We start from the raw sequence: 26570 nt of genomic DNA, 5'->3' as shown, positions 1-26570 counted from the left end.
TCAAATGCCTAAAAAGACTTATTTCTTCCTGATTTTAATCCTGGGAAGTCTCACTGCACTCGGTCCGTTTTCGATCGATATGTACCTGCCGGGCTTTCCCGCAATTGCCAAAGACCTTGATACCACTGCCGCAAAAGTATCGCTTTCGCTGTCAGGCTATTTTGTAGGGATATCGCTGGGCCAGCTGCTTTACGGACCTTTGCTTGATCGTTTTGGTCGTAAAGAGCCGCTTTTTATCGGATTGACCGTGTATGTGCTGGCGTCGCTCGGTTGCGCAATTACTACCAGTATCGATGGGCTGATTATGTTCCGGATCGTGCAGGCAATAGGTAGCTGCGCGGCTTCGGTTGCGTCGGTTGCTATGGTGCGCGATTTGTTTCCGGTGAGCGAAAATGCGAAGGTGTTTTCCCTGCTGTTGCTGGTCGTGGGTGTTTCGCCGATGATTGCGCCTACATTGGGCGGTTATGTTACTGCCGAGTTCGGCTGGCACGCCGTGTTTCTGATATTGACCGGAATGGGCGTTGCGATACTACTGGCGACTGCATTGTGGCTGCCGGATAGTTATAAGCCGGATAAATCCATGTCGCTGAAACCCAGGCCAATATTAAAAAATTTCATCGCTGTGCTCCGTGAGCCGCAGTTCTATACCTATTCGATTACAGGGGCGGTCGCATTCTCGGGGCTATTTGCCTACGTTTCGGGCTCACCTATCGTCTTTATGGAGGTTTTTCACACGGACGGAAAAGTGTATGGCTGGATATTTGCATTTCTTTCGGTAGGATTTATCGGTTCCAGTCAGCTCAATACCTTTTTTCTGCGCCGGTTCAGCAGCGAGCAAGTTGTAAATGCCGCTCTGATCTCTCAGGTAATTATTGGCGTCTCATTCTTGGTGGCTGCATTGAGCGGAATACTTACACTGACATCCACCCTTGTTTTCCTGTTCTTGTTCCTGTGCTGCGTTGGATACACTTTCCCCAATGCGGCTGCGCTTTCACTCGCTCCGTTTAGCAAGAATGCAGGAAGCGCCTCGGCGTTAATGGGCGCATTTCAAATGGGAATGGGCACATTGATCTCCATCGCGATCAGTATGTTTGAAGTACCTTCGCTGATTCCGATGGTGACTGCGATGGCTTGCTCAGCTTCGGCTGCCTTGCTTATTCTGATTATTGGCAGGCGATTTATCACCACCAAAGTAGAAGTAAGTGAAAGTGCGGATGCGGGAGTAATGCATTGACGATTTGGGGAGAAAGGAGGAAGGGAGGAAGGTTAGCTGGATTACCGAAAATTTATGAGCCCATATTTTAAAACACTTCTTGAATTACTGAAAATTGAGCGGGAAGAGGACAAACAATCCTACATCCGGCTCACTGAAATGGCTTCAGTATCTGAACGCCGCGCGAATGGACTGGCGTGGTACCCGATCGCGATCCGCGGGAACGAAATGAGCCGGGGCGATTACCTGACTGTGGAAGTGGAGCGTACAACCCACCAGGATCTTCCACACCAGCTGCGGTTTGGAATGCCAGCCGTATTATTCAGTAACCACGAGCCGAAAAAGGATAGAGCAGAAGGTGTTATTTCGCACCAAAGTGGTAACAGACTTAAAATTACTTTAAAAACCGACGAGCTGCCCGACTGGTCGCGTGATGGAAAGCTGGGGATCGATCTGTTGTTTGACGACAATAGTTACGACGAAATGCAGAATGCAATAAAAACCGCGTCGGCGCGCGCAGAGAACGAAAAGGATTCACATTTGATCCGCGTTTTGACGGGAGAAAAATCACCTGCCTTTGACGATACGCTTAAAAAAATTGAGATACCTAAACTCAATACTTCGCAAAACGAGGCGGTAAACAAAATCTTGTCGGCGAATGAACTGGCAATTGTCCACGGCCCGCCGGGAACAGGCAAAACGACCACTTTGGTACAGGCTATTAAAGCAATGCTGCTGAAAGATCGTAAACAGATCCTGGTAGTCGCGCCGAGCAATACAGCTGTGGACCTGCTGAGTGAAAAGTTGAGTGAGGAAGGACTTGAAGTGCTGCGGGTCGGAAATCCGGTGCGTGTTTCGGAGCGGCTGCTATCGCTAACATTAGACAGCAAAATGGCGGCGCATAGCCGGATTAAGGACATTAAGGCGCTGAAAAAGCAGGCTGGCGAATACAAAAACATGGCGCATAAATACAAGCGGCAGTTTGGGAAAGCGGAGCGCGACCAGCGCAAGGCGCTTTTTGACGAGGCTCACAAGATCATGAAGGAAGTCGCGAGCATTGAGCAATATGTTACCGACGACCTGCTTGCCAAAACGCAGGTGGTGACGGCGACCTTGGTGGGAGCGAACCATTATACGGTCAGAAGTCTGAACTACCACACTGTTGTGATCGATGAAGCCGGTCAGGCGCTGGAACCCGCCTGCTGGATACCGATTTTAAAAGCGGAAAAACTGGTGCTGGCGGGAGATCATCTGCAATTATCGCCCACGATCAAGTCGGCCGAGGCTGCGCGGAATGGGTTGAGTACTACTTTACTTGAAAAGTCAGTGACCATTCACCCGGAAGCAGTGGTACTACTGGAAGAACAATACCGTATGAATGAGGAGATCATGGGTTTTTCTTCCAAAATATTTTACCAAAATAAACTAAGAGCTCATCCCTCAGTAGCGACACGTACACTATTTCCCGGCGATTCTCCGCTGGCATTTATTGATACAGCCGGCTGTGGTTTTGAAGAAAAACTGCAAGGTACCAGCTCGACCAATCCCGAGGAGGCTGCCTTTTTGTTCAAGCATTTATCACAGCTCGTAAATGAATTGGCAGAAGCAAACAAAAAGCCGCTTGATATTGCGCAGTTTCCTTCCATTGCCATTATTTCTCCCTACAAAGAGCAGATCAACATTCTGAAAGAACAGATGCAGCACGTGCCTTTGCTCAAAGATTATCTGGCCAAAATAGCGGTAAATACAATTGACAGTTTCCAGGGCCAGGAGCGGGATGTGGTATATATTTCGATGACGCGGAGCAATGCCGAAGGTGAGATCGGGTTTTTGTCGGATATACGGAGAATGAATGTCGCGATGACACGGGCCAGAAAAAAGCTGGTCGTGATCGGTGATAGTGCGACGCTTTCTGCATTGCCTTTTTATACAGATTTTATTGCTTATTCTGAGGGATTGAGTGCTTACCAGAGCGCCTGGGAATTCGCAGATATTTAACAGAAATCCGAATTCTGTTTTCTTTTCAATGCAACCGGATTAGATTTGAGCGCATCTGCCTTTTACAAGCGTTCACGACTATCGGTTGGATTTTTATGCTCAAAAATTACTGCGCTACCTTATTACTGATATTTTTTGCGGCCAATCCGGCTTTTTCTCAAACTGCCCAGCCAGCGACTGGCATTAAAGGTATTATCAAGAACAAAAACGGCGATCCGCTTCCATTTGCCGGAATTTTGGTAAAGGGAACCAATATCAGTACCATTTCAAACGAAGAAGGCCGGTACCAGCTTGATTTGAAACCGGGGTATTATGAAGTGATCTTCCAATATCTCGGATTTAAAACGGGTATGAAACCTTTCACAGTGGAAAGTGGAATGCAGACTTTTGACCTGACCATGGAAGAGCAGGCGCTGAACCTGGGCGAAGTGCGGATTGGCAGCAAAGGCGAGGATCCAGCCTACACGATTATGCGCCGCGCTATCGCGAAAAGCCGCTACCATTTGTTGCAGGTGGACAGTTACACTGCGAAAGCCTATTCCAAATCTTCCATCGTAATCACAGACCTGCCGATGGAATTTCTATATAAAAAGGAATTAAAGGAAATTGAAAAAGAAACCAACTTCAAGAAGGGAGTGCCAATTTTGAATGAGAGTGTTTCGATCGTTACTTTCCGGCAGCCCAATTCTTATAAACAGAAAGTAATTGCTTCCAGAAACAGCCAGGGTAAGGATTTTGCAAATCCAAATGCATACCTGCTCGCCAGCTTTTATCAACCCGAAGTAGTAAAAGCTGTTTCCCCACTATCACCGCGCGCATTCGCGTATTATAAGTTTGAATATCAGGGTTCTTTCCGCGAAAATGGTATTGAAGTCAACAAAATCAAGGTGACGCCGCGCTCCTGGGGAGAAGGAGTTTACCGGGGTACGATTCACATTATCGAGAACGAGTGGAGCATTTACAGCCTCGATCTGCAAACTGTAAATACCGGTTTTACCATTGATATCAAGCAGGTTTACAGTCCGGTGCAGGATGTCTGGATGCCGGTCAACCAGCAATTTCATATTCGGGGAGGTATTTATGGTTTGAAGGGAAAAGGAGACTTTGTGATTTCACAATCTTTCAGCAATGTGAAAATTAACCCTACTTTCCGCCCGGATATCGTGGTCGTCGATAGTAAAAAAGAGAAAGATGAGGCCAAAAAAGTAAAGCTGAGCAACCGGGAGATCAAAACACAAAAACTGGAAGAAGTAGTAAGCAAGCAGAAGGAATTTTCTGCCAAAAATCTCCGGAAATTGATGAAGGAATACGAAAAGCAGGACCTGAAAGAGAAAGAGGAAAAAGGGGAAGATATCGACCTGAATTTTACAAGAAAAGATTCTACAGAGATCGATACGATGGCCAGCAGCCGTACAATGGCGTTTTGGGACTCGATACGCACTGTACCCCTTACCAATGCCGAAGTGAAAAGTTATACCCGGCTTGATAGTATTATCGTAATGAAGTCGGGGACTGAGGAGCAGAAAGACAGTCTGAAAACGGCCAAGTCGGATACGACAAAAAGTAATAAAAAAGGCGGCGGCGGCGGATCGGGATTCATCGGGGATATTTTCACAGGTACCAGTTTCGGCCTGGGAAAAAAGAGTCCGTGGCGTCTGGATTATGTGAGTCCTATTCTGGGCGCGCAGATCAATACGGTGGAAGGATTGGCTTTGCATGGAGGCGGATTTAAGTTGCGCTACAAGGTCGGGAACCTGAAGAAAAATATGGAGGGTGTCGAGATTAAAGAAAATGGCTCTGTAAAGCGTATTTCTTCGCGCGCAGGGCAGCAACTGTCTTTGAATGCACTGACGCGGTATTCATTTGCGAGGCAGAAACTAATGGTATTCGGAGGCGTTGATTACGGCTGGAAACGAATGAGTATTAATCTCTCGGGCGGGCAGACCGTTTCGCAATTTAACGGCGAACACCCCATGCACCCGCTGCTGAATACTTTCACGACGCTTTTTCTGGAAAGGAATTTTATCAAGATATACGAAAAGGATTTTGTCAGGCTCGACTTCAAGACCAACCGTGAAAACGAGCATTTTGAACTGAAAGCCAATATTGAATTCGCTGACCGTAGGCCGCTGCAAAATGTGCGGGATATGAACCCTTACAGCTGGATCGACTGGAACCGGCACGCATTTACCTCGAACATTCCTTTTAATGCGGAAAATGCAGATGAAAGCGGCACTACATCCTTTGAAATGAATCCTCACCAAGCGTTTACAATTGGTATTTCGGCGGCTTATAAACCCTGGCAGAAATACAGGATCAAGGGCGGAAAAACTACCTTTTACGATGACGATTCGCCGATTCTATCCATTAATTACCGAAAAGGGATCAGTACTATTTTTGGCAGCGATGTCGATTACGATTTTGTTCAGATCGGGATTCAGCATGGTTTTAAAACAGGCGTAAGAAGTAAACTAAGTTACAAGCTGGCCGCAGGTAAGTTTCTGAATGATAACGCGGTGCGTTTTCCGGACTATCAGCATTTTGCCGGTAATCGTTTTTTCTTCCAGTTCGGCGATCCGGTGAGCACGTTCAGGATGCTCGACTATTACAGATATTCCACTGCTACGCAGTTTGCGGAGGCACATGTTTTGAGTGAATTTCGCAAATTCCTTTTGACGCAGATTTCCTGGTTCCGGATTATGGGGATTAAGGAGAATTTCTTTCTGCATTATCTTGCTACGCCTTCCTCCAATAATTATACCGAGTTAGGTTATGGGCTTGATGTTGGTATCCGCTTTCCTTTCCGCATCGAGGTAGCCAACAGTTTTGAAGGTTTTAAGTACAAAAACACCGTTTTTCGCATCGGGACTACGATGAATATTAATCTGGGGCGGAATTGAGAAATTGTTAAAATAAGCTTCTGAGTTTTCTGGCTATCTCGTCTTCGGTTGGCAGCAATTCCTGATATTTTTCCGGTAAGAATTTCGAGGTATGATAAGTTGCAACACCAATGGGTAGGCCGCTATTTTTAAGCGAATATTCTACAATAGTCCTGTCTTTGCTTTTACAAATGATAATTCCAATAGCCTCATTTTCATGCGGCAGTTTAACCTTTTCATTTAGTACCGCCAGATAGAATTCCATTTTGCCTTTGTGCTCAGGTTCAAAATCTCCGATTTTCAGGTCGATAGCGATCAGGGATTGGAGCTTGCGATGATAAAGGAGTAAATCAACCCAATAATCACGGTCGCTGACTTGAATCCGATATTGACTACCCATAAAGGTATAGTTGTGTCCCATTTCCAATAGAAACTCTTGACGTTCTTAATCAATCCTTGTTCGAGCTCATTTTCAGAATGCTTGTCGGCAAGATTGAGAAAATCAAATGTATAGCTGTCTTTGATAACACTTTGTGCCAGCTCATCGATATTTGTCGTAATAGGCTGCTGGAAAGTCGTTTGATTCAGCAGAAACCGCTCGTAGGTTTTGTTCTCTATCTGGTTGATGAGAACATTTTTCGTCCAGCCAAATTTTTTGGTGGAGAGGATATAAAATTGTCTTTCCAGGCTGTTCTTAGACTTGGAAAGAATGACAACATGCTTGCTCCAGCTAATTTCTCCAACCAGTGGTTGGAGATTTATATCTTTTTGGTAATCAGTATATAGCTGTACCATATACCAGATATTTGTAGTCGAAAAGCCGCCGGTTTTTGGAAACTCTTTTTGCAATTCCCGAGACAATGCCGGTACTATGGCTTTGCCCCAGCTTTCACTTTGCTTTTCGGCCACGGACTTCCCAATTTCCCAGTAAAGCGTGATCAGTTTAAGATTTACACTTTTCAGCGCCTCATATTGCGCTGCTCTGACCTTTTCTTTGATATCAGCTATAAATTCCCGCTGAAAGCTGTCAATGCCCATATCCGTTTTTCTCGATTGTTTCACTTGAGACGTGGACCAAGCGTTTTGGTAACAAACCAATGGGATATTTTTAGGGAGCAATTTCCAGCGCCTCAAACAAAATCTCCGCCGGGTGCATTGCTTTTCTGCCTGTTCCGTCGTGGATCTGGTGGCGGCAGCTCGTACCCGGCGCCGCAATGATCACTTCTGCTGGTTGCTGGCGTACGGCCGGAAAAAGCACCAGCTCGCCGATTTGCATAGAAATGTCATAATGCTCTTTTTCGTACCCAAACGACCCCGCCATTCCGCAGCACCCCGAAGGAATGAGCTGCACGGTGTAGTTTTCAGGAAGTGAAAGCATTTTTTTTGTCGGTATCATGCTCGAAATCGCTTTCTGCTGACAGTGCCCGTGTAATTTGATGAGTCTTTTTTCCTTTGTGAACTGATCTTTTGAAATATTTTTCAGCTCGATTTCGCGCGAGACAAATTCGTCAAATTGTAATGCATTCTGGGCTAGTTTTTTAGCATCTTCCAGCAGCTCGGCGCTGACCAGATCAGGATATTCATCGCGGAAAGTTAATATCGCCGAAGGTTCAATGCCGACAAGCGGCGTGTCGTAGGATATGATGTCCTTTAGCAAACGAATATTTTCCTCAGCGATCTTTTTTGCATCCTTCAAAAGCCCTTTTGATAACTGTGGTCTTCCGGAAGGTCCATGATTTGGAATAATAACCTCATAACCAAGCTTTTCCAGGGTTAAAATAGTTTTCTTCCCTATCTCGACGTCATTATAATTGGTGAACTCATCGCAGAAGAGATATACCTTTTTAGAGTGGGCAGCAGCATTTTTCCTTCGCTTATCATACCATTTTTTAAGCGTAGTATCATGCAAAAGCGGCATCGTGCGGTCGGGGTGAAAGCCGACGACCTGATTGGCTATTCTCCGCAGCGGCTTATTTTTAAATATCAGGTTATAAGCCCAGGGAACATAGCTGGCCAGGCCGGTCATTTTTGAAAAATTACCGACCAGCCACGACCGTAACGGCACCCCGTGTACGTCGTGATACTGTTGCAAAAACTCCATTTTCAACTTTGCAACATCGACGTTAGAAGGACATTCGCCTTTGCAGCCTTTACAAGCCAGACAAAGATCGTAAACCTCTTTAATCTCCTGATTGTCAAAGCGGTTTTCTTTCGGCGATCTTGTCAGCATTTCGCGCAGGATATTGGCGCGTGCACGCGTAGTATCTTTTTCGTTCCGGGTCGCCATGAAGCTGGGGCACATGGTACCTCCGCTCAGCTGGGTTTTACGGCAGTCGCCCGAACCGTTGCATTGCTCGGCGTGTTGTAAAATGTCCTGGTCGTGGAAGCGGAAGTAGGTCTTGAACTCCGGGGTTTTCTGATCCGCCTCATACCGCAGAAAAGTGTCCATCGGCGCTGTATCGACGATTTTTCCGGGATTGAATATATTGTTCGGGTCCCAGGTTTTCTTGATATCCTTGAAAAGCTGATAATTGTGTTTGCCCACCATTTTAGGGATAAATTCCCCTCTCAGTCTTCCGTCTCCATGCTCTCCGGAAAGCGAGCCGTCATATCTTTTTACCAGATCCGCAATTTCCTCAGCGATCATCCTGAATTGCCGGTGTCCCTCACTGGTTTTAAGGTTGATGATCGGACGCAAATGCAGCTCTCCCGAGCCTGCGTGTGCATAATGCACAGCGGACATCCCGTGTTTTTTCAAAATGGCATTGAAATCGCGGATATACTCCGGCTGGTCGTACACGTCGATTGCGGTGTCTTCAATCACAGCCACTGCTTTTTCATCACCCGGAATGTTTGCCAGCAAACCGAGGCCGGCCTTGCGAAGCGTCCATATCTTTTTAGTATCATCACCAAAAAGCAAAGGGTAATGAAAACCGATACCCGCTTCCCGCAATTCCTGCTCCATGGTTGCAGCAAGTTGCTCGACTTCTTCTTTCGTCTCCCTGGAAAGGTCGACCACGAGGATCGCCGGAAACTTTCCGTCGGGTTTATTTTTTACAAAAAATGCATTTTTCTTCTGCTCCGCATTGGTGGCGGCGCATTCCAGCACATAATCGTCGATTAATTCCACGGCGTGCGGCTGGTATTTCAGCGTCAGAATAGTAGCTCTCAGCGCCTCGTCAATTGTAAAACAATGCACGCAAACCAGCCCCTGTGTTTTGGGTGGAAGCGGTACGAGGTTAAGCTTGATCTCTGTCAGAAAACACAAAGTCCCCTCTGACCCGGCAATCAGGCTGCACATATTAAACTCCTTAGCCGGCTCATTTTCGGCCAGCCCTGCCTGGTAAGGCTCCATGTTCAGGAGCATATCCAGCGCGTAGCCTGTATTTCGTCGTTCTACCGATGGTTTGGGGAAATTTTTTCTGATTTCAGCCTGGTTTTCAGGAGAGACCAGTATTTCATTGGTTTTAAGATAAATTTTATCAAAAAGCGAAGCGCTGCCATTCTTCTGAGAGGCGCTTTGCAGCATTGTTTGAAAATCTTTTGTTTTGATATTCGTGAAAACGGCATCAGAACCGTCAGCGAGAATTGCTTTGACTTCCAGTGTATGCTCCCTTGTACTTCCATAAACGATTGAATTGGAGCCGCAGGAATTATTTCCCACCATCCCGCCGATCATTGCCCGGTTGGCAGTCGATGTTTCGGGGCCGAAGTAAAGTCCGTAAGGTTTCAGCGCCATGTTCAGCTCATCGCGCACAACTCCCGGCTCGACCCGCACCCATTTTTCTTCTGCATTGATTTCAATGATTTTACTAAAATTCCGCGAAACGTCCACTACGATTCCGTTGCCGACAACCTGCCCGGCGAGCGAGGTCCCGGCTGTTCTCGGGATCAGCGAAATCCTGTTTGCCGTCGCGAACGAAATCAAGGCTTTTATATCTCCCAACGACCTGGGAATAGCAACCGCGAGAGGCATTTCACGATAAGCCGAGGCGTCGGTCGCGTAGAGCGTACGCATGGTATTATCGTAATGCAATTCGCCTTCAAGCTGTTTTGAAAAGGAACTTAACTGATCAGTGGAAACGGGAGAAGACGGTGTCATAAATGCATAGAAACTAAACAAAGGGATGCAAAGTTACGCACAAGCCACTAGGATTTCCAGCAAATCTTTGAATGAATCCGAGGCATTTCGTTCAGCAATAAAATCCTTTGGTTTAACCACACCGGCCTTTCGTGAATTAATCAGATTTTAATTGTCAATATCTTACAATGCACATTGTATTATCCGAATGATTTTTATTATTTTGTGTGAGTTGTGCCGGTAAATTCCAAAATTTTATACGATTATTCAGAAAAACAGGCAGTTGAATTTTAAGTTACAGCCTGGTTACATAATGCGAATAAGGTTTTTGAATGCACCGGTAAGCCAATTGACCTAATTAATTATCTAACCTATGATGAATTTATCCAGTCGTTTACTTCTTCAACACGATCCTGCTGATCCTGACAAAGGGTTCAGAGGAAAAAAATTAGCGACAAATAGGTCACATATGCTGACTATGTTGTTTGCGCTTCTGAGCATAACCTGTTTACAGGCACAGGATGTCAATGTAACTGGTAAAGTGACGGACCCTAAAACAGGAGGTCTTCCAGGCGTCACAATCACTGTCAAAGGAACAACAAAAGGTACCAATTCGGATGCCGAAGGAAACTACCAAATCACTGTTTCAGGCAACTCTACCCTGACGTTCAGTGCAATTGGTTACGAAACGAAAGATGTTCCGGTTGGGAATAAGTCGGTTGTCGATGTTGTGCTTACCGAGGATATAAAAGCCCTCGAAGAGGTAGTTGTAGTCGGCTATGGAACCGTAAGAAAGAAAGATGCGACAGGTGCGGTAGCTGCGCTTGGGTCAAAGGATTTCCAGAAAGGTATTGTGACTTCTCCTGAACAACTCATGCAGGGCCGTGTAGCGGGCGTGCAGATTTCGCAGTCAAGCGGCGAACCTGGTGGAGGGATTAACGTGCGGATCAGAGGTACAACTTCGGTGCGAGGCGGCAATAACCCGCTTTTTGTAATTGACGGCGTTCCTTTGAGCGGAGACGATGTTTCAGGTGGTGGCGACGCGGCCGGGGTCGGCAGACAGCCTGCAAAAAACCCGTTGAACTTTTTAAATCCCGACGATATCGCTAGCATGGATATCTTGAAAGATGCCTCTGCTACGGCCATCTACGGTTCCCGTGGTGCCAACGGGGTCGTATTGATCACAACAAAAAAAGGAAAAGGAAAGGGAACCCTGGATTATGGATATTCATTGGGGGTCAGCAATATTACAAAAAGGTATGATTTGCTGTCGGCAGACGAATATCGGGCCGCTGGCGGACAAGATCAGGGTGGTTCGACTGACTGGCAGGATGAGTTATTTAGAACTGCTTATACTAACCAGCATAACCTGGCCTATGGTGGTGGCGACGCTTCCGGAAACTATCGGTTTTCTTTGGGGTATCTGAATCAGCAGGGAATTGTCCAAAAATCGGGTATCAAACGATATAGTGTAGGCTTCAGCGGAGCGAAGAAATTTATACAGGACAGGTTGAATATTGGCAGTAACCTGAATTTTGCCAATACCCTCGACAGCGGCGTTCCTATTTCAGAAAACTCCGGATTTTCAGGCGACTTGTTAGGTGGTATTCTTAAAACGAACCCTACTTTACCAATTTACAGGACAGTCGATGGAAAGCAACTTTATAATCAACCGGGCTTAACCGAACCAAACCCACTGGCGTTTGTCAATCTGTCGAGAGATAACACCAATACGTTACGCGCAATCGGTAATGTGAATGCTGAGCTTGAGATTGTAAAAGGTTTGAAATTCAAGACTATTCTGGGTTTTGACAAATCGATGTCCAGCCGCAAATCGGTTTATTCAGGAGATCTGCTGATCGCCGGTGTTGCACAGCAAACCACTGATCTTGTAACATATCCGTCTGGAATCCTGCCACAGGGACGCGTTTATATACGTGACATAGAAACCAACAACCAGTTGATGGAAAACTATTTTACGTACGATAAAGAGTTCGGAAAAACATCCCTAAATGCTTTGCTTGGGTATTCTTACCAGAGTTTTGAAACATCTTCGAAAAATCTGGCTGCTCATAATTTTAACACAACGGATATGGATTTGATGGTAAATAACCTCGCATCCGTTAAGAATCCTGGTCCGGGTGTAATCGCTCAGAACTCAACTGCGATTAAAGATGAGCTGCAATCGTTTTTTGGTCGGGTAAACCTGGGATTTGCTGACAAATATTTGATTACAGGAACCTTGCGTGTCGACGGCTCATCCAAGTTTGGGGGTAATAATAAATATGGATATTTTCCTTCTGCGGCGTTCAAATGGAAGCTGATCGAGGAAGATTTTGCTCCTAAAGACGCATTTGATGATCTGGCCATTCGTCTGGGTTACGGTATTACAGGTAACCAGTCAATTCCTCATAATCTGTATGATCAGAGAAAAAGGTACAACGATTGGAATTATGACGATAACGGGAACATTAATGGCGGGGCGTACGCGGATGTTGCATACAGAAACTTTGACCTGAAATGGGAAACAACCAAAGCATTCAATGCTGGTATTGATTTCGCAATTTTGAAAAACAGGCTGTCCGGTAGCATCGATTTTTACGAAAAGCATACAAGCGACTTGCTGTTTAACATTGTCGCAGCGCAGCCTGCATCCAATACTTTCCAGTGGGACAACCTGGATACAGATATCCTAAACAGAGGTGTTGAATTGAGTTTGAACGGAATTATTGTAGATGAGAAAGATTTTGGTTGGGATGTTGCATTCAATATGGCTTACAATAAAAATCTCGTCAAAGACCTGAAAGGGGTTTATGATACAGGTGAAATCAATGGACAGGGTTTATCGGGAGCTTTCGCACAACGTATTTCGGCAGGGCAACCTTTGTTTGCATTTTTCCTGAGAGATTTCGTTGGTTTTGATGAAGCTGGAAATAATGTTATTCCTGAAACGGGTGATGTGCAAAGATTCCAGGACGGAAAGAGTCCACTTCCAACAGTAACCGGAGGTTTGACGAACACATTCCGTTACAAGAATTTTGACATGAACCTTTTCTTCAACGGGGTTTTTGGAAGCTATATCTATTCAAATACAGCCAACGCATTTTTCACAGCAGGTTCATTCGCCAATGGGCGCAACGTTACGAAAGACGTTATTACAAATGGAGAGGGACCAGTTAACAATCCTGATGTGTCAACAAGATTTTTAGAAAAGGGGAATTTTGTACGGCTTCAGAACTTTACATTGGGATATCGACTGCCAACCGGCAATAATAAAATATTCTCCGCGCTGAGAATTTATGTTACGGGACAGAATTTGCTGACTTTTACCAAGTATAGTGGCCAGGATCCGGAAGTAAGTACCAACAAGTCTCTCAACGGGATTCCTTCATTTGGAATTGACTATACGGCTTATCCAAGAGCGAGAACATGGACATTTGGAGCGAATATCTCTTTTTAATTCCCAAACGGTAAAAAAATGAAAAAGTACATATTTTATATATTCACGGGTCTCGGACTTTCCACGATAGGATGTACAGACCTGGTTGTTGATGAAAAGGATTCTGTTGTTCAGTCAACCGGCTCTGGTTTTACTCCGGGTGATCCGGCCGCCTTGCTGGCATCGGCCTATAAAGATTTGGGCGCTTACACTGACCAGAACAATATTTACGCCCTCGGCGAGCATACGGCGGCTGAAATGTTTCCTCCCACACGCGGAGTTGACTGGGGTGATAATGGAGTTTGGCGGACGCTGGACGCTCATACATGGGATGCCACCCACTCTGCTGTTCGCGACACTTGGAATCAATTGAATCAGCGCGTTTACAAGGCAACCGAAATAATTGCTTCCAATCCATCTGCTGCTCAGGCCGCCGAAGCGAAGTTCTTACGTGCATTCAATATGTTTCACGTGATGGACTTTTGGGGACAGGTTCCTTTCCGGGAGGTGACTGAGTCGGATGAGATTAGCCCAAGAGTAATGACGCGGTCCGAGGCATTTGATTATATCGTGAAGGATCTGGAAGAAGCACTTCCTAATTTGAGAAAAATCGGTCCTGCGCCTACGAATGGTGCCGCATCGAAGGCAGCGGCTAATGCGCTTCTGGCAAGACTATATCTCAACAAGGCGGTGTACAAAGCTACCGAGCCACAAGGGCCATACACTTTCGATAAAGCTGATATGACCAAAGCAGCTCAGTATGCAGATGCGGTTACGCAAGACGGTTATTCACTTGAGAAGAACTATTTTGATAACTTCTCTGAAAAGGCCACATCCGAAATTATTTTCGTAAGTCTTGAAGGAACGCCACAAAACCGCTGGTTCATGACGCTTCACTATAATCAGAACCCTTCGGGCTGGAATGGGTTTACCACCCTTGCAGACTTTTACGATACTTTCGACAAAGAAGATTCCCGTATCGGGAGGCCAGCTGCGGGAAATGGAAAGCAGTATTCAGGCATTGGCTATGGGTTTTTGATCGGACAACAGGTTGACGATTCAGGTAAAGACATTGTAGATACAAGATCTAAAAAGCCATTGGTTTTCAGCCGCGATGTACCATTAGCCGGCGCAGCTACTGAAAAGGGTATCCGGGTCATTAAGTACCACCCTTCGAGCACCGGGAAATATATTTTGCTTCGTTATGCGGAGGTTTATCTTATTAAGGCTGAGGCAATGTTGAGAGGCGGAGATACAGCAGGGGCTTTGAAACTGATCAACGATTTAAGAGTGTTGCGCGGGGCAAAAGCGTTGGCGACACTCACACCGGATGCATTGTTTGATGAAATCGGCCGTGAAATGTATTGGGAGGGAGGAAAGAGAACTGTCGAAGTGAGATTTGGTAAATATACCGAAGGCTCAGGCGTGGCTGTGAAGGAACCTCATACGGTTTTATTCCCGATACCTTCAACAGCCATTGTTTCTAACCCTAACCTGACGCAAAATAACGGCTATAACTAGATATCAAATATTGTTCTTGAAACAAAGATGTCCGGAGTTTTCGGGCATCTTTGTTTTTTATTGAAAATGAAATGAGGTTTTCAGGAATTGTATATTTTACGATTGTATCGCTGAGTGTTAGTATTGAAAGCTGCCGGCAGGAGAACGATTTGCAGCTGAAAACAGAGCAAGTTTTGCGTGTCCTAAATGATAATCAGGCGAAGGTTGTCGTTCATATTGATGGGAAAGAATTTTATCCCGATTCCAGCCTTTTTACCGGTCAAGTGATGCTTACTGACCACATGCTGAGCCTGTCACTAGTGGATCAGTCAGAAGGAAGGACCATGTTGAATTTTGGTGGAGGGAAATGGTATGCTGAAAGACCGCTCATTAAAGAGATTGTCTTGAGGGATGCTTTCAATGCCGGTCTGAAATTGGGTAAGCTTGTGGATAAAGAAAGAGGCATTGGGGAAGGCTACATGATGACGGAGGGCAGGATTGAAGCCGTTCTTTTCGAGCCGGATAAAATGGTCTTTAGAATCACAGGAAAAGTTGGTAAGTACAGCGATTTTGAAAAACCCGAAAGTTATTTGCCGCTGGAAGGGTATATTGTTTACAAAAAGCCCGCTATCAGTTGGTCGAATATAACTGGTGATGAGGTTTTCAAATCAGTTAAGCCAGGCAGATGAAAAGAATCTTACGTATTTCTTGGGGCATTGTAGTATCAGTAACTCTTTTATTGGCTTCTTTCTCTTGTGAGACGACTGAGAAACCAGAAGGGTTATTCAAAGAATTGGACGCGTCTGAAACGGGAATAGACTTTGTGAATAAAGTCGAGGATTCGGAAGATGTGAATATTTTCAATTACCGCAATTTCTACAATGGCGGGGGGGTAGCGATCGGGGATATTAATAACGACGGCCTGGCAGATATCTACTTCACTGCTAACATGGGCGAAAATAAGCTCTATATCAACAAAGGGAATTGGAAATTCGAGGATGTGACCGAGAAAGCCGGCGTTGGCGAGCCTTCCAAATGGAGTACCGGGGTGGTAATGGTAGATATCAATGGCGACAACCTGCTTGACCTGTACGTTTGCAATGCAGGTTACCAGAAATTTGTAAACAAGCAAGGAAATTCTCTCTATATCAATAACGGGGATTTAACTTTTACCGAATCCGCAGCGGCATACGGACTTGCGGAAACGGGTTATACAACGCACGCTACCTTTCTGGATTATGACCTCGATGGCGACCTCGATGCGTACATTCTCAATAACAGCTTTATACCCGTAAATACACTCAATTACGCTAACGACCGGAATTTACGGGCAAAAGACTGGCCTGTGAAGGATTTTTTAAAAGGGGGCGGCGCAAAACTGCTTAGAAACGATGATGGAAAGTTCGTAGACGTGAGCGAGGAAGCTGGCATCTACGGAAGCCTGATCGGATTTGGGCTTGGGATCACAGTTGGCGATATCAATGGGGATGAATACCCGGACATCTACATCTGCAATGATTTTTACGAAAAGGATTACCTGTATATCAACCAACGGGACGGCACGTTTTCTGAACAGCTTGAAAAAAGGATGAAGCATACCAGCCTGTCTTCCATGGGGGCGGATATGGCTGATATGAACAATGATGGTTTTCCGGAACTGTTCGTGACCGATATGCTTCCAAGGGACGAGTACCGGTACAAAACGACCACCTCTTTTGAAAATCACTATTTATTTAATCTTAAAAGAGAAAAAGGGTTCTATAATCAATACATGCAGAACAGTCTGCAAATGAATAACCAGGACGGCACATTCAGTGAAATTGCCAATTATTCGGGTGTTGCTGCAAGTGACTGGAGCTGGGGAGCCTTATTATTCGATGCAGATAATGATTCGAAAACGGATATCTATGTTTCCAACGGTATTTTTCACGATATCCTGGATCAGGACTTTATCGATTTTTTTGCTAATGAAGTGACGCTCAAAATAGTGATGTCCGGGGAGAAGGAGAGTATGCAGAATGTCATCGACAAGATGCCTTCCACCCCAATTGCCAACAATTTTTTCCACAATGAAGGCAACCTGAAGTTTAATGAAAGGGCGGAGGAGTTCGGCCTGGGAACTAAATCTTTTTCTAACGGCGCAGCTTATGCCGATCTCGATAACGATGGTGACCTGGACCTGGTTGTAAACAATGTGAACCAGCCCTGCTTTATTTACAAAAACAGATCGGAGACGGTAATTCAAAAAAATCACTATTTGAAATTAAAATTGCTGGGAGAAGGTAAAAACACTTATGCCATTGGTGCCAAGGTAGAGGTATATGCCGGGAAAGAGATTTTTAGCAAACAGCTTCATCCCGCGCGCGGCTTTCAATCCAGCACTGAATACCCTATTACAATGGGATTGGGTAAGCTGACCCAGGTGGATTCTGTGAGGGTGATTTGGCCTAATCGTAAAATGACTGTGAAAACCGGGATTGGTACGGACCAGGTTTTAGCGCTTTCGATCAAGGATGCTGATCGGGAAGTGGGTGAGGCCCGGCCCAATTTCCGTACATTAATGGATGCTGTTGAAAAGAATCCATTTGAGGCGCACCGGGAAAATAAGTACGAAGATTTTTACAACGAGAGAAATATCCCTGTAATGCTCTCGCGGGAAGGCCCTAAGGCGGCGATCGGAGATGTAAATGGCGATGGGAAAGACGATATTTTCATTGGCGGCGCAAAAGGGCAGGGGGGGCAGCTATACCTGCAGAAAGGCAACGGTTTTGTGAAAAGCCCCCAGAAAATTTTCAGCGATCTGGCTGATTTCGAAGATACAGCTGCTACATTTTTTGATACTGATGGTGACGGCGACCAGGATTTGGTCGTGGGCAGCGGAGGGAATGAGACATTGAAAAATAGTGCAGAGTTGCCCACCAGGTTATATATTAATGACGGAAATGGCAATTTTGCGATTAACACGCGTGCATTGCCGCCCAATGCAATGAACACCGCAGTGATAGCCGCACACGACTACGACCAGGACGGAGATATTGACCTGTTTGTTGGTAGCCGGAACGTGCCGAAAGAATACGGATCAACACCCAAAAGTTATCTGTACGAAAATGACGGGAAAGGTTTTTTCAAGGAGATAGGCAAAACTATTGCACCGCAATTTGCCAGACTGGGGATGATACGGGACGCACATTGGGCGGATATCGACGGAGACAAGTCGAAAGAGTTGATCGTGGCAGGCGATTGGATGGCGCCTGAAATCTTTAAATATGCTAATGGCAGATTCGAAAAAGTCAAGTCAGGGCTGGACGGATATGCTGGTTTCTGGGGTTGTATAGAAGTGGAAGATATGGATGGTGACGGCGACCTGGATCTCGTATTGGGTAACCTTGGAGAAAACTTTTCTTTGAAAGCTGGCCCGGAATCTCCATTGAAAATTTGGATCAACGATTTTAACAAAAATGGGACGATTGAAACCGTTATGTCCAAGACGGCGGACTCGAAGGATCTGCCTATTTTGCTTAAACGGGAATTAACGACACAGTATCCTTTTCTTAAAAAGAAAGCCGTAAAACATTCCGAATTTGCGGTTAAGACGGTCCAGGACCTTTTTTCGGCAGATTTGCTGAATGCATCCGTTTCAAAGTCCATAACTTATCTCAAATCTGTCATCGCCGTAAATGATGGAAAAGGGAATTTCAAATTTACTCCCCTCCCGCAGATGGTGCAGCTCTCCTGCCTGAATGCTATCCAGACACAGGACGTCAATAATGATGGCAAGCCAGACCTGATCGTAGGCGGAAATTTTACGCATTTCATTCCGCAGCTGGGCGCGCTCGATGCTTGTCGGGGTAACGTGTTAATTAACAAAGGCAATATGCAGTTCGACGTTTTGCAAAGTAACCAAAGCGGTTTTGCGATCGAAGGAGAAGTGAAGCAGATCAGCCCGATCGACATTCAAGGAGCGCCGCATCTGATCGGTTTAGTTAATAATGCTGCCCCGGTCCTCTTCAAAATAAACAAAATGTAAATTCCATTATTTTGTCCCATTTCATTCATATCCATTTGTTGAAGTTCTTCCGGCCGATTTTAACAATAGTTTTTGCCTGGATTATTTTTTCGTGTTCCAGAGAAAAAAAATTGGAGGAGTATGATTTTGATCTGCTGACGTCGGAAAAGACCGGTATTGACTTTTCAAATACGCTTAAACCTACCAAGGATTTCAACATATTTTACTATATGTATTTCTACAATGGCGGGGGAGTAGGAGCGGGAGATTTGAATAACGATGGCCTAATAGATCTGTGTTTCACGGCTAACCAGGGTGCCAATAAGATCTACCTCAACAAGTCGGAGTTGCAATTTGAAGACGTGACTGACAAAGCCAATTTCACCGGTGGAAAGGGTTGGTCAAACGGGGTGTCTATCGTAGATATTAACCAGGATGGAATGCTGGATATTTATATCAGTCAGGTCGGAGAATTTGAGTCGATGAAGGGACATAACTTACTGTTCGTTTGTCAGGAAATCACCAAGGAGGGAATTCCGGTCTATGCTGAAAAATCGAAAGAGTATGGTCTGGATCTCGTAGTTTTTGGAACGCAGGCGCTGTTTTTCGATTACGATCTCGACGGCGACCTCGACATGTTCCAACTTAACCATTCGGTGCACCAAAATGGGACTTTCGGGCGCAGGGCACTTTTTGAAAACACTTCGCACCCACTTGCCGGCGACAAACTGTTCAGAAATGATAACGGGAAGTTTTTTGAAGTTACCAAAGAAGCTGGGATCCACAACTCGGCGCTGGGTTACGGCCTGGGACTGGGCGTAGGGGATATCAATTTTGATGGTTACCCCGACATGTACATTGGTAATGACTTCCACGAAAACGATTACCTGTATATCAATCAGAAAAACGGGGCATTCAGTGATGACACAGAGTCTGCGCTGATGCACACCAGTCAGTTTTCTATGGGTGTCGACATTGCCGACCTGAACAATGACGTTTTCCCGGAAATCGTATCACTCGATATGCTTCCTTCGGATTATGAAATTCTCAAAAAATCTGAGGGTGAAGATGTGTACAGCATTTTCAGATATAAAATCAGGCAAGGCTACAATTACCAGTTTGCCCGCAATAACCTTCAATACAACAATGGAAACGGTACATTCAGCGAGATAGGAATGTATTCCGGCGTGCATGCAACCGATTGGTCATGGGCGGCGCTTTTCACTGATTTCAATAATGACGGACTAAAAGACCTTTTTATTTCCAGTGGAATCCCGAAGCGTATGAATGATACGGACTACATCAAGTTTGTGTCCAGCGATGTGGTTCAGGAGCGGATCAGAAACAAGAATTTCGACGAAAATGACCCGGGTCTGGCTGATATGTTACCCGAGATCAAGCTTCCCAATCAATTTTTTTCCAACCAGGGGGAACTGGCATTCAGGGATTTAACCGGTATGGTTCGAAATGATCAGGAATCGTACTCGAATGGTGCGGTTTACGCGGATCTCGATAATGACGGGGATCTTGATATTGTGACAAATAATATCAATGAGAAGGCTTTCGTTTATGAAAATCTTAACGACAGGAAGGCGGGAAAAAACGAACATCTGAGATTATACCTGAAAGGGAACAAGGGCAATTTGAACGCAATCGGAGCAAAATGCCTGGTATTCGATAACGGCAAAGTGCAAAATTATGAGAAGTTTCCTGTGCGGGGTTTCCAGTCGAGCATGGAAATACCTTTCAATATAGGTTTGGGCAAAAAGGGAAATGTGGATTCCGTATTACTGATCTGGCCGGACAACCGCTTTCAAAGATTGAAACCTGCTGATCTGCGGGACTCGTTGTTTTTGGCTTATCAGGAAAATATGCCTGTTTTCGATTACGAAAAATTCAAATCGGCCCGACACAGTCGGTCTTATTCATACGAGGATATCGCCGCCGAACTGGGCGTTGCGGTAAATCATGAGGAAAATAATTTTGTGGAATTTGACCGGAATTCGCTGATTCCCTTTGAAGTAACTGCCGACGGACCTGCCCTCGCAGTTGCTGATATTAACCACGACGGACTTGAAGATATATTCGTTGGGTCAGCTAAAAGGCAGAGGAACCATCTTTTCCTGCAAACGAACACGGGTAAATTCAGGGAGTCATTTCAGCCGGCATTGGCGGCTGATAGTGTCTATGAAGAAATCGATGCCCAGTGGGTTGACGTCAACCAGGATGCACATTTGGATCTGGTGGTTGCAACTGGCGGAAATGAATATAGTAACAAATCGCCTTATCAAATGCCCCGCATTTATCTGAACGACGGGAAGGGCAATCTCACGGTCAAAGCAGATGCATTTACAGATATTTATGTGACGGCATCCTGTGTGGTTCCGTTCGATTTCACAGGTGACGGCATTGTCGATTTGTTTATCGGCGGACGGGCAGTGCCGATTAATTATGGCGAGGTACCAAAGTCCTGCTTATTGAAAAATGACGGGTCTGGGAAATTTACCGATGTGACCGGTCAATATGGGGAAGAGGTAGCTTCGGCAGGCTATGTCAAGAGCGCAAAACTGGCGGATATGGATCGTGATGGAGATCAGGACTTGCTGCTGGCATTAGAATGGGATGGTATTTGCATGTTCCGGAATGATGGTAAACGGTTTACAAAAACAATGTTGACAGATCGCAAAGGCTGGTGGAATTTTGCTATGCCTTATGACTTTGACGGAGACGGCGACCTTGATATTCTGGCAGGGAACCTGGGATCAAACAGTCGGCTGAAAGCGACGAGGGAGCAGCCGGTTAATATGTATATCAATGATTATGATGGAAATGGGCGAAAAGAACCTATCCTGACTTATTACCTGAATGGTAAAGAAGTGCTTTTCCCAACTAAACTTGAACTGGAGAAGCAGATTCCGATGATCCGGAAGAAATATATTTACGCAACTCAATTTGCGAAAGCAAGTATAACGGAGCTGCTCGGCGAAGACAAAATTTCCAATGCTCAGTTGCTCTCTGCCGATTATTTTCAAAATGCAGTATTGGTAAATGACGGGAAAGGTAAATTTGATATCAAACCATTGCCGTATATGGCGCAATGGTCACCTTTTTACGACGCGCAGGTGATCGACGCCAATGGCGACAAGCTTCCCGACGTGCTTGTGATGGGGAATTTTTATCACTGCAACATTCAGATGGGGCGTTATGACAGTGATTTTGGGACCATTCTGATTAACCAGGGTGTCTGTAATTTCCTGCCAGGTTCAATGAATGGTCTGCAGGTGAAAGGTCAGGTGAAAAAGCTGCGGAAAATCAAGATCAAATCGACCGAGGCAATTGTAGTTGCCCGAAATGACAAAGAGCTGATGGTGATTAAGAGCAACGAATAGCATCGAAACTATCTGTATGTGGCAACAACCGCTGATCCTGCTTGTCTTGTTATCTCCTCCTGCACTTTCACAGCCATTTTATACACCAATACGCGCAGCAATAGGCGCCGAGTTAGGTGGTGTGTCGCCCCAATTTTCGGTTACGGCAAGTGTTGCAACAGCTTACAAAAAGCGATCATTTGTAGCTATTCAAGCCGGCTTGGGTTGGCTTGACCGCGCGGGATTCAAAAGTCCATCTTTTTCTGCCGCGGGTACCTATTGCTTTTTATTAAATCCATACAACAAAAAAGCATGTACCCCGCAGCCTGGCTACAATTCTCTGGAAATCTACCTGGAAGGCGGTCTGGCCGCATTGCTTCTGGATCCTTATGATAATAACCGGTTTGTAAACGATGACCTGCAACATCAGTTTGCAACCCCCTTGGCATTAGGCGGGGTGCGTTTTCACCTGGTGAGCCGGAAATGGATTTATATATTGAAAATCCGCTTTACCCCTGCACTAGTCAAAAGTAAGTATACGTCCTCGGCAGGTTTAGGGGTTGGGATAGGCTGGCGATAAGATTTTACATACTCTCCGTCCTCCCGCCATCAACCGGCAAATTCACGCCGTTGATACTCGCTGCGGCCGGGCTGCAGAGAAATGCGACGGCGGCGCCGGTTTCTTCCGCTTTGGTAAATCGCCTGATCGGGATGCCAGCCTCCATCTCCCGGGCTACTTCCTCGGGCGACTTGTTCTGCGATTTGGCACGCATTCCCAGCACTGCATCCAGACGTGCAGTTTCGGTATATCCGGGCAGTACATTGTTCACTGTTATTCCATATTGCGCGATTTCGAGCGACAATGTCTTGCCCCAGCTTGCCACCGCTCCCCGGATCGTATGGGAAACCCCGAGCCCCACGATCGGCTGTTTTACGGAAGTACTGATGATATTCACAATCCGTCCGTACCCAGCGTTTTTCATCGAGGGCACCACCGACTGCACGAGGAATTGGTTGTTGATCACATGCATTTGAAAAGTTTTCAGGAATTGCTCCGTTTCGGCTTCGATAATCGGGCCGCCCGAAGGACCGCCTGTATTGTTCACCAGAATGTGGACATCCGGGCAAAGCCGCAGGTAGTTTTCAACCGCTTCTTTGACCTGTTCATGATCTGAAAAATCAGCAACAAAATACCGGTGCAGCTGGCCGGCCGAACTGTCCAGAGTTTCCAGGGCTTCTCTTAATTTTTCTTCATTCCGGGCAACCAGCGTCACATTTGCACTCAATAATGCAAGTTCAACTGCCGAAGCGAGGCCGATACCCTGCGTAGCTCCGCACACAATTGCGGTTTTTCCTTTTAAGTCCAGGTTCATATTATTTCAAATTTTGAGGTCATAATAGTTTAAATAACCGCCTCTATTTTAGCAGGCCGGTCTTCAAACTTCGCACATTTTTAGGCTATCTTTGCGGTTTATTTTCAGTCAGGAAAATTTTACAGTTATCATTTACAATGTCTAAAAAAATCCAATCCGCACTTATTTCTGTGTATTATAAGGACGGACTTGAACCTTTGGTTCGCCTTCTGCACACCAATGGTGTAAAATTATACTCAACCGGCGGCACGCAGACTTTCATTGAAAATCTGAATATCCCTGTTACCGCAGCGGAAGAATTGACAGGTTATCCTTCCATTTTCGGGGGCAGGGTAAAAACTTTGCACCCTGCTATCATGGGCGGCATTTTATATCGTCGCGATGACGAAGGCGACGTGGCCCAGGCTGCGCAATACAACATTCCGGCGATCGATATGGTGGTTGTGGATTTGTATCCGTTCGAAGAAACCGTAGCGTCCGGGGCAAGCGAAGAGGATATTATTGAAAAGATAGACATTGGCGGAATCTCTCTCATCCGCGCTACTGCTAAGAACTTCAAGGATACGCTGATCGTATCTTCCCGCGCGCAATATGCGGAAGTGGTCGAGCTGCTTACTGCCAAAGCAGGTACGACCGACCTGGAAGACCGCCGCTACTATGCGGGGCAGGCATTCGGGGTTTCGTCGCATTATGACGGGGCGATCAATCGCTTTTTTACTTCAGGCAAAGAGAAAACAGAGAAGGATTTATTCGATTTCACCAGCCTGGAATCACAGACTTTGCGTTACGGAGAAAACCCACACCAGAATGCGACTTACTATGGCGATCTGGAAGGTATATTTGAAAAGCTGCACGGAAAAGAGCTTTCCTATAACAACCTCGTGGACGTGGATGCATGCGTAAACCTGATCGACGAATTTCAGGACGCAGACCCGACATTTGCGATTATCAAACATACCAATGCATGCGGAATTGCCACTGCGGCCACAGCCAGGGAAGCTTATGACAATGCACTGGCCTGCGACCCGGTTTCTGCTTTTGGCGGTGTAGTGATTACCAATACAAAAGTTGACCTGGCCACTGCTGAAGAGCTGAACAAACTTTTCATGGAAATCCTGATCGCCCCGGAATACGAAGAGGAAGCCCTGCAACTTTTGAAATCTAAGAAAAACAGGATACTGCTGAAAAGAAATGCAGTCGACCTGCCGCAAATCATGTTCAAAACTATTCTGAACGGGGTTTTGGTACAGGATAAAGACCTTTCAACAGAAGTAGCTTCACAATATACAACTGTTACAGAAAAGGCACCGACGGATCAGGAGCTGACTGCGATGGAATTTGCATTGAAAGTTTGCAAGCATACCAAGTCTAACACCATCGTTTTAGCGAAGGAAAACCAACTGATCGCCAGCGGTACCGGGCAAACTTCCCGTGTGGACGCATTGCGCCAGGCGATTGAGAAAGCCAACGCTTTTGGGTTTGATCTAAATGGCGCTGTAATGGCGTCGGATGCGTTTTTCCCGTTTGCGGATTGCGTAGAAATCGCGCACAAGGCAGGTATTACAGCAGTGGTACAGCCGGGAGGTTCGATCCGGGATAAAGATTCGGTAGAATATTGCAACGCAAACAGTATCGCAATGGTTACCACCGGCGTTCGGCACTTCAAGCATTGATTTTAATGCCACGAATTCACCGCTGCTGTGGTGAATTCGTGGCATATCTGTTTAAAAGTATTCTCCTTTGAAAGACAATCAGGTACCGGCGCGCGCATTACGAATTGTGAAACTGACCCTGGCGCTGATCGTTGCATTACTTGCGAGTCTGTTCTTCTTATACCCCCAAATATTTTACTGCGAACTGATCGGCCTTTCCGGTTTTCACGGGAGTGGATCTGTCTATTTTAGTCCCGAAATCCAGCCGGCTTCCTATAAAAAGCTTCGGGCCGCCGTAAGCCAGGCAGAGGCACGTGTGGATTCATTTTACTCCGGCAAAAAGTCATCGCCCAAAATCATCATTTGCAGTAACGTCCTGCAATACCAGCGCTATTGCAGCAGCACGGAAGGCGCAGGCTGCAGTGTTGGTACGCCCTGGGGAAACAGCTATGTAGTATTAAATGTGCAGGGTGCGAACGCGGACGTGATAGCCCACGAAATGAGCCACCTTGAATTGTTGAAAAGAGTAGGCTGGTGGACTGTTACCACTGAAATCCCGCAATGGTTCAACGAAGGCCTGGCACTCATGCTTGACAGGCGTTTCGTAAATAATCCGGATCCTGCCCGCCGCTATCTCGATTATATGGATGAATGGCTGTATTACACGGGAGGAGGCCAACAGGTAATGGAACTTTCGCAAATCGCTACGATCAAGGATTTTTTCAATGGCGGACAGCGGCAGGTGATGCTTGCGTATATGTCGTCGGGAATGGAGGTCGCTTACTGGCATACGCTGGCAGGCCGGAATGGGGTGCAAAAGCTCATCGATAACATGAAAGACGGACGACCTTTTGAAGAAGCGTATCGAAATGCGGAGGACGAAAAGTTGATACGATATTATAGGAAGTTGCCATCGAATCCGCTCCGTTTGCAGATTTCTAAGAAAATATCAGAGTAAAGCTTCTTGTAAGTATCCTTGTAGCTATATTTATGAGCTGTATTTTTTGATGCGCACGAAAATACCTGCTGGTATTTGAATCTTGTACTATTTTCTGAAAATA

General features: G+C 45.8%; 15 protein-coding genes. 11 read left to right on the top strand and 4 right to left on the bottom strand.

Annotated elements, in window-relative coordinates:
• Positions 1 to 4 precede the first annotated feature (4 nt).
• The 3 genes from FXO21_RS06365 to FXO21_RS06355 all read left to right on the top strand — a co-directional run bounded on the left by FXO21_RS06365 (position 5) and on the right by FXO21_RS06355 (position 6111).
• Positions 5 to 1234 carry a multidrug effflux MFS transporter gene (locus tag FXO21_RS06365; RefSeq protein ID WP_149639312.1) on the top strand — a complete coding sequence of 410 codons (1230 nt, stop codon included), beginning with the start codon at positions 5 to 7 and terminating at the stop codon, positions 1232 to 1234.
• A gap of 54 nt (positions 1235 to 1288) precedes the next feature.
• Positions 1289 to 3211 (top strand): AAA domain-containing protein, encoded by a 1923-nt coding sequence (locus FXO21_RS06360; RefSeq protein WP_149639311.1) that lies wholly within the window; start codon positions 1289 to 1291, stop codon positions 3209 to 3211.
• A gap of 95 nt (positions 3212 to 3306) precedes the next feature.
• Positions 3307 to 6111, top strand: a complete 2805-nt coding sequence (locus FXO21_RS06355; protein ID WP_149639310.1) for a DUF5686 and carboxypeptidase regulatory-like domain-containing protein — start codon at positions 3307 to 3309, stop codon at positions 6109 to 6111.
• Positions 6112 to 6118: 7 nt separating this feature from the next.
• On the opposite strand, the gene FXO21_RS28930 is transcribed toward FXO21_RS06355, so the two are convergent.
• From FXO21_RS28930 to FXO21_RS06345, 3 genes are read right to left on the bottom strand one after another with little or no spacing between them, the layout of a single operon-like run.
• Positions 6119 to 6490 (bottom strand): PDDEXK nuclease domain-containing protein, encoded by a 372-nt coding sequence (locus FXO21_RS28930; protein ID WP_229245216.1) that lies wholly within the window; start codon positions 6488 to 6490, stop codon positions 6119 to 6121.
• Complete coding sequence (locus FXO21_RS06350; protein WP_225865591.1) at positions 6406 to 7152, bottom strand: DUF1016 N-terminal domain-containing protein; 747 nt, start codon at positions 7150 to 7152, stop codon at positions 6406 to 6408. The genes FXO21_RS28930 and FXO21_RS06350 overlap by 85 nt, the downstream gene beginning before the upstream one ends.
• 46 nt (positions 7153 to 7198) lie before the next feature.
• The gene (locus FXO21_RS06345; RefSeq protein WP_149639309.1) at positions 7199 to 10192 is read right to left on the bottom strand and encodes an FAD-binding and (Fe-S)-binding domain-containing protein; all 2994 of its coding nucleotides are present in this window, start codon (positions 10190 to 10192) and stop codon (positions 7199 to 7201) included.
• Positions 10193 to 10544: 352 nt separating this feature from the next.
• Between FXO21_RS06345 and FXO21_RS06340 the strand changes: the two genes are divergently transcribed.
• From FXO21_RS06340 to FXO21_RS06315, 6 genes are all read left to right on the top strand, one after another.
• A complete protein-coding gene (locus FXO21_RS06340; RefSeq protein WP_225865590.1) occupies positions 10545 to 13631 on the top strand; it encodes a SusC/RagA family TonB-linked outer membrane protein in 3087 nt (1028 codons plus the stop codon).
• Positions 13632 to 13649: 18 nt separating this feature from the next.
• Positions 13650 to 15131: a RagB/SusD family nutrient uptake outer membrane protein gene (locus FXO21_RS06335; RefSeq protein WP_149639308.1), complete on the top strand. Its 1482-nt coding sequence runs from the start codon at positions 13650 to 13652 to the stop codon at positions 15129 to 15131.
• A 50-nt stretch (positions 15132 to 15181) separates the two neighbouring features.
• Positions 15182 to 15799: a hypothetical protein gene (locus FXO21_RS06330; RefSeq protein ID WP_149639307.1), complete on the top strand. Its 618-nt coding sequence runs from the start codon at positions 15182 to 15184 to the stop codon at positions 15797 to 15799.
• On the top strand, positions 15796 to 19137 hold the full coding sequence (locus tag FXO21_RS06325) for a VCBS repeat-containing protein (RefSeq protein WP_149639306.1): 3342 nt from the start codon (positions 15796 to 15798) through the stop codon (positions 19135 to 19137). The genes FXO21_RS06330 and FXO21_RS06325 overlap by 4 nt, the downstream gene beginning before the upstream one ends.
• A 110-nt stretch (positions 19138 to 19247) precedes the next feature.
• Positions 19248 to 22505: a VCBS repeat-containing protein gene (locus FXO21_RS06320; protein WP_225865589.1), complete on the top strand. Its 3258-nt coding sequence runs from the start codon at positions 19248 to 19250 to the stop codon at positions 22503 to 22505.
• A 16-nt stretch (positions 22506 to 22521) separates the two neighbouring features.
• Positions 22522 to 23064 carry a hypothetical protein gene (locus tag FXO21_RS06315; protein ID WP_149639305.1) on the top strand — a complete coding sequence of 181 codons (543 nt, stop codon included), beginning with the start codon at positions 22522 to 22524 and terminating at the stop codon, positions 23062 to 23064.
• A 4-nt stretch (positions 23065 to 23068) separates the two neighbouring features.
• Here FXO21_RS06315 and FXO21_RS06310 read toward each other — a convergent pair whose 3' ends face one another.
• Positions 23069 to 23857 carry an SDR family oxidoreductase gene (locus tag FXO21_RS06310; RefSeq protein WP_149639304.1) on the bottom strand — a complete coding sequence of 263 codons (789 nt, stop codon included), beginning with the start codon at positions 23855 to 23857 and terminating at the stop codon, positions 23069 to 23071.
• Between the two features lie 137 nt (positions 23858 to 23994).
• Here FXO21_RS06310 and purH point away from each other — a divergent pair, with 137 nt between their 5' ends.
• Together purH and FXO21_RS06300 are read left to right on the top strand one after the other, a co-directional pair.
• Positions 23995 to 25530 (top strand): bifunctional phosphoribosylaminoimidazolecarboxamide formyltransferase/IMP cyclohydrolase, encoded by a 1536-nt coding sequence (gene purH / locus FXO21_RS06305; RefSeq protein WP_149639303.1) that lies wholly within the window; start codon positions 23995 to 23997, stop codon positions 25528 to 25530.
• Positions 25531 to 25597: 67 nt separating this feature from the next.
• The gene (locus FXO21_RS06300; protein ID WP_225865588.1) at positions 25598 to 26467 is read left to right on the top strand and encodes a hypothetical protein; all 870 of its coding nucleotides are present in this window, start codon (positions 25598 to 25600) and stop codon (positions 26465 to 26467) included.
• Positions 26468 to 26570: the final 103 nt, after the last annotated feature.

It is taken from the genome of Dyadobacter sp. UC 10, assembly GCF_008369915.1.
Classification (GTDB): domain Bacteria; phylum Bacteroidota; class Bacteroidia; order Cytophagales; family Spirosomataceae; genus Dyadobacter.
This window is presented reverse-complemented; position numbering and strand designations above follow the sequence as displayed.

Excerpts from the sequence above, each read along its gene's own strand:
- FXO21_RS06365 (WP_149639312.1), top strand. The coding sequence starts at position 5 with ATGCCTAAAAAGACTTATTTCTTCCTGATTTTAATCCTGGGAAGTCTC.
- FXO21_RS06360 (WP_149639311.1), top strand. The coding sequence starts at position 1,289 with ATGAGCCCATATTTTAAAACACTTCTTGAATTACTGAAAATTGAGCGG.
- FXO21_RS06355 (WP_149639310.1), top strand. The coding sequence starts at position 3,307 with ATGCTCAAAAATTACTGCGCTACCTTATTACTGATATTTTTTGCGGCC.
- FXO21_RS28930 (WP_229245216.1), bottom strand. The coding sequence starts at position 6,490 with ATGGGTAGTCAATATCGGATTCAAGTCAGCGACCGTGATTATTGGGTT.
- FXO21_RS06345 (WP_149639309.1), bottom strand. The coding sequence starts at position 10,192 with ATGACACCGTCTTCTCCCGTTTCCACTGATCAGTTAAGTTCCTTTTCA.
- FXO21_RS06340 (WP_225865590.1), top strand. The coding sequence starts at position 10,545 with ATGATGAATTTATCCAGTCGTTTACTTCTTCAACACGATCCTGCTGAT.
- FXO21_RS06335 (WP_149639308.1), top strand. The coding sequence starts at position 13,650 with ATGAAAAAGTACATATTTTATATATTCACGGGTCTCGGACTTTCCACG.
- FXO21_RS06325 (WP_149639306.1), top strand. The coding sequence starts at position 15,796 with ATGAAAAGAATCTTACGTATTTCTTGGGGCATTGTAGTATCAGTAACT.
- FXO21_RS06315 (WP_149639305.1), top strand. The coding sequence starts at position 22,522 with ATGTGGCAACAACCGCTGATCCTGCTTGTCTTGTTATCTCCTCCTGCA.
- FXO21_RS06310 (WP_149639304.1), bottom strand. The coding sequence starts at position 23,857 with ATGAACCTGGACTTAAAAGGAAAAACCGCAATTGTGTGCGGAGCTACG.
- purH (WP_149639303.1), top strand. The coding sequence starts at position 23,995 with ATGTCTAAAAAAATCCAATCCGCACTTATTTCTGTGTATTATAAGGAC.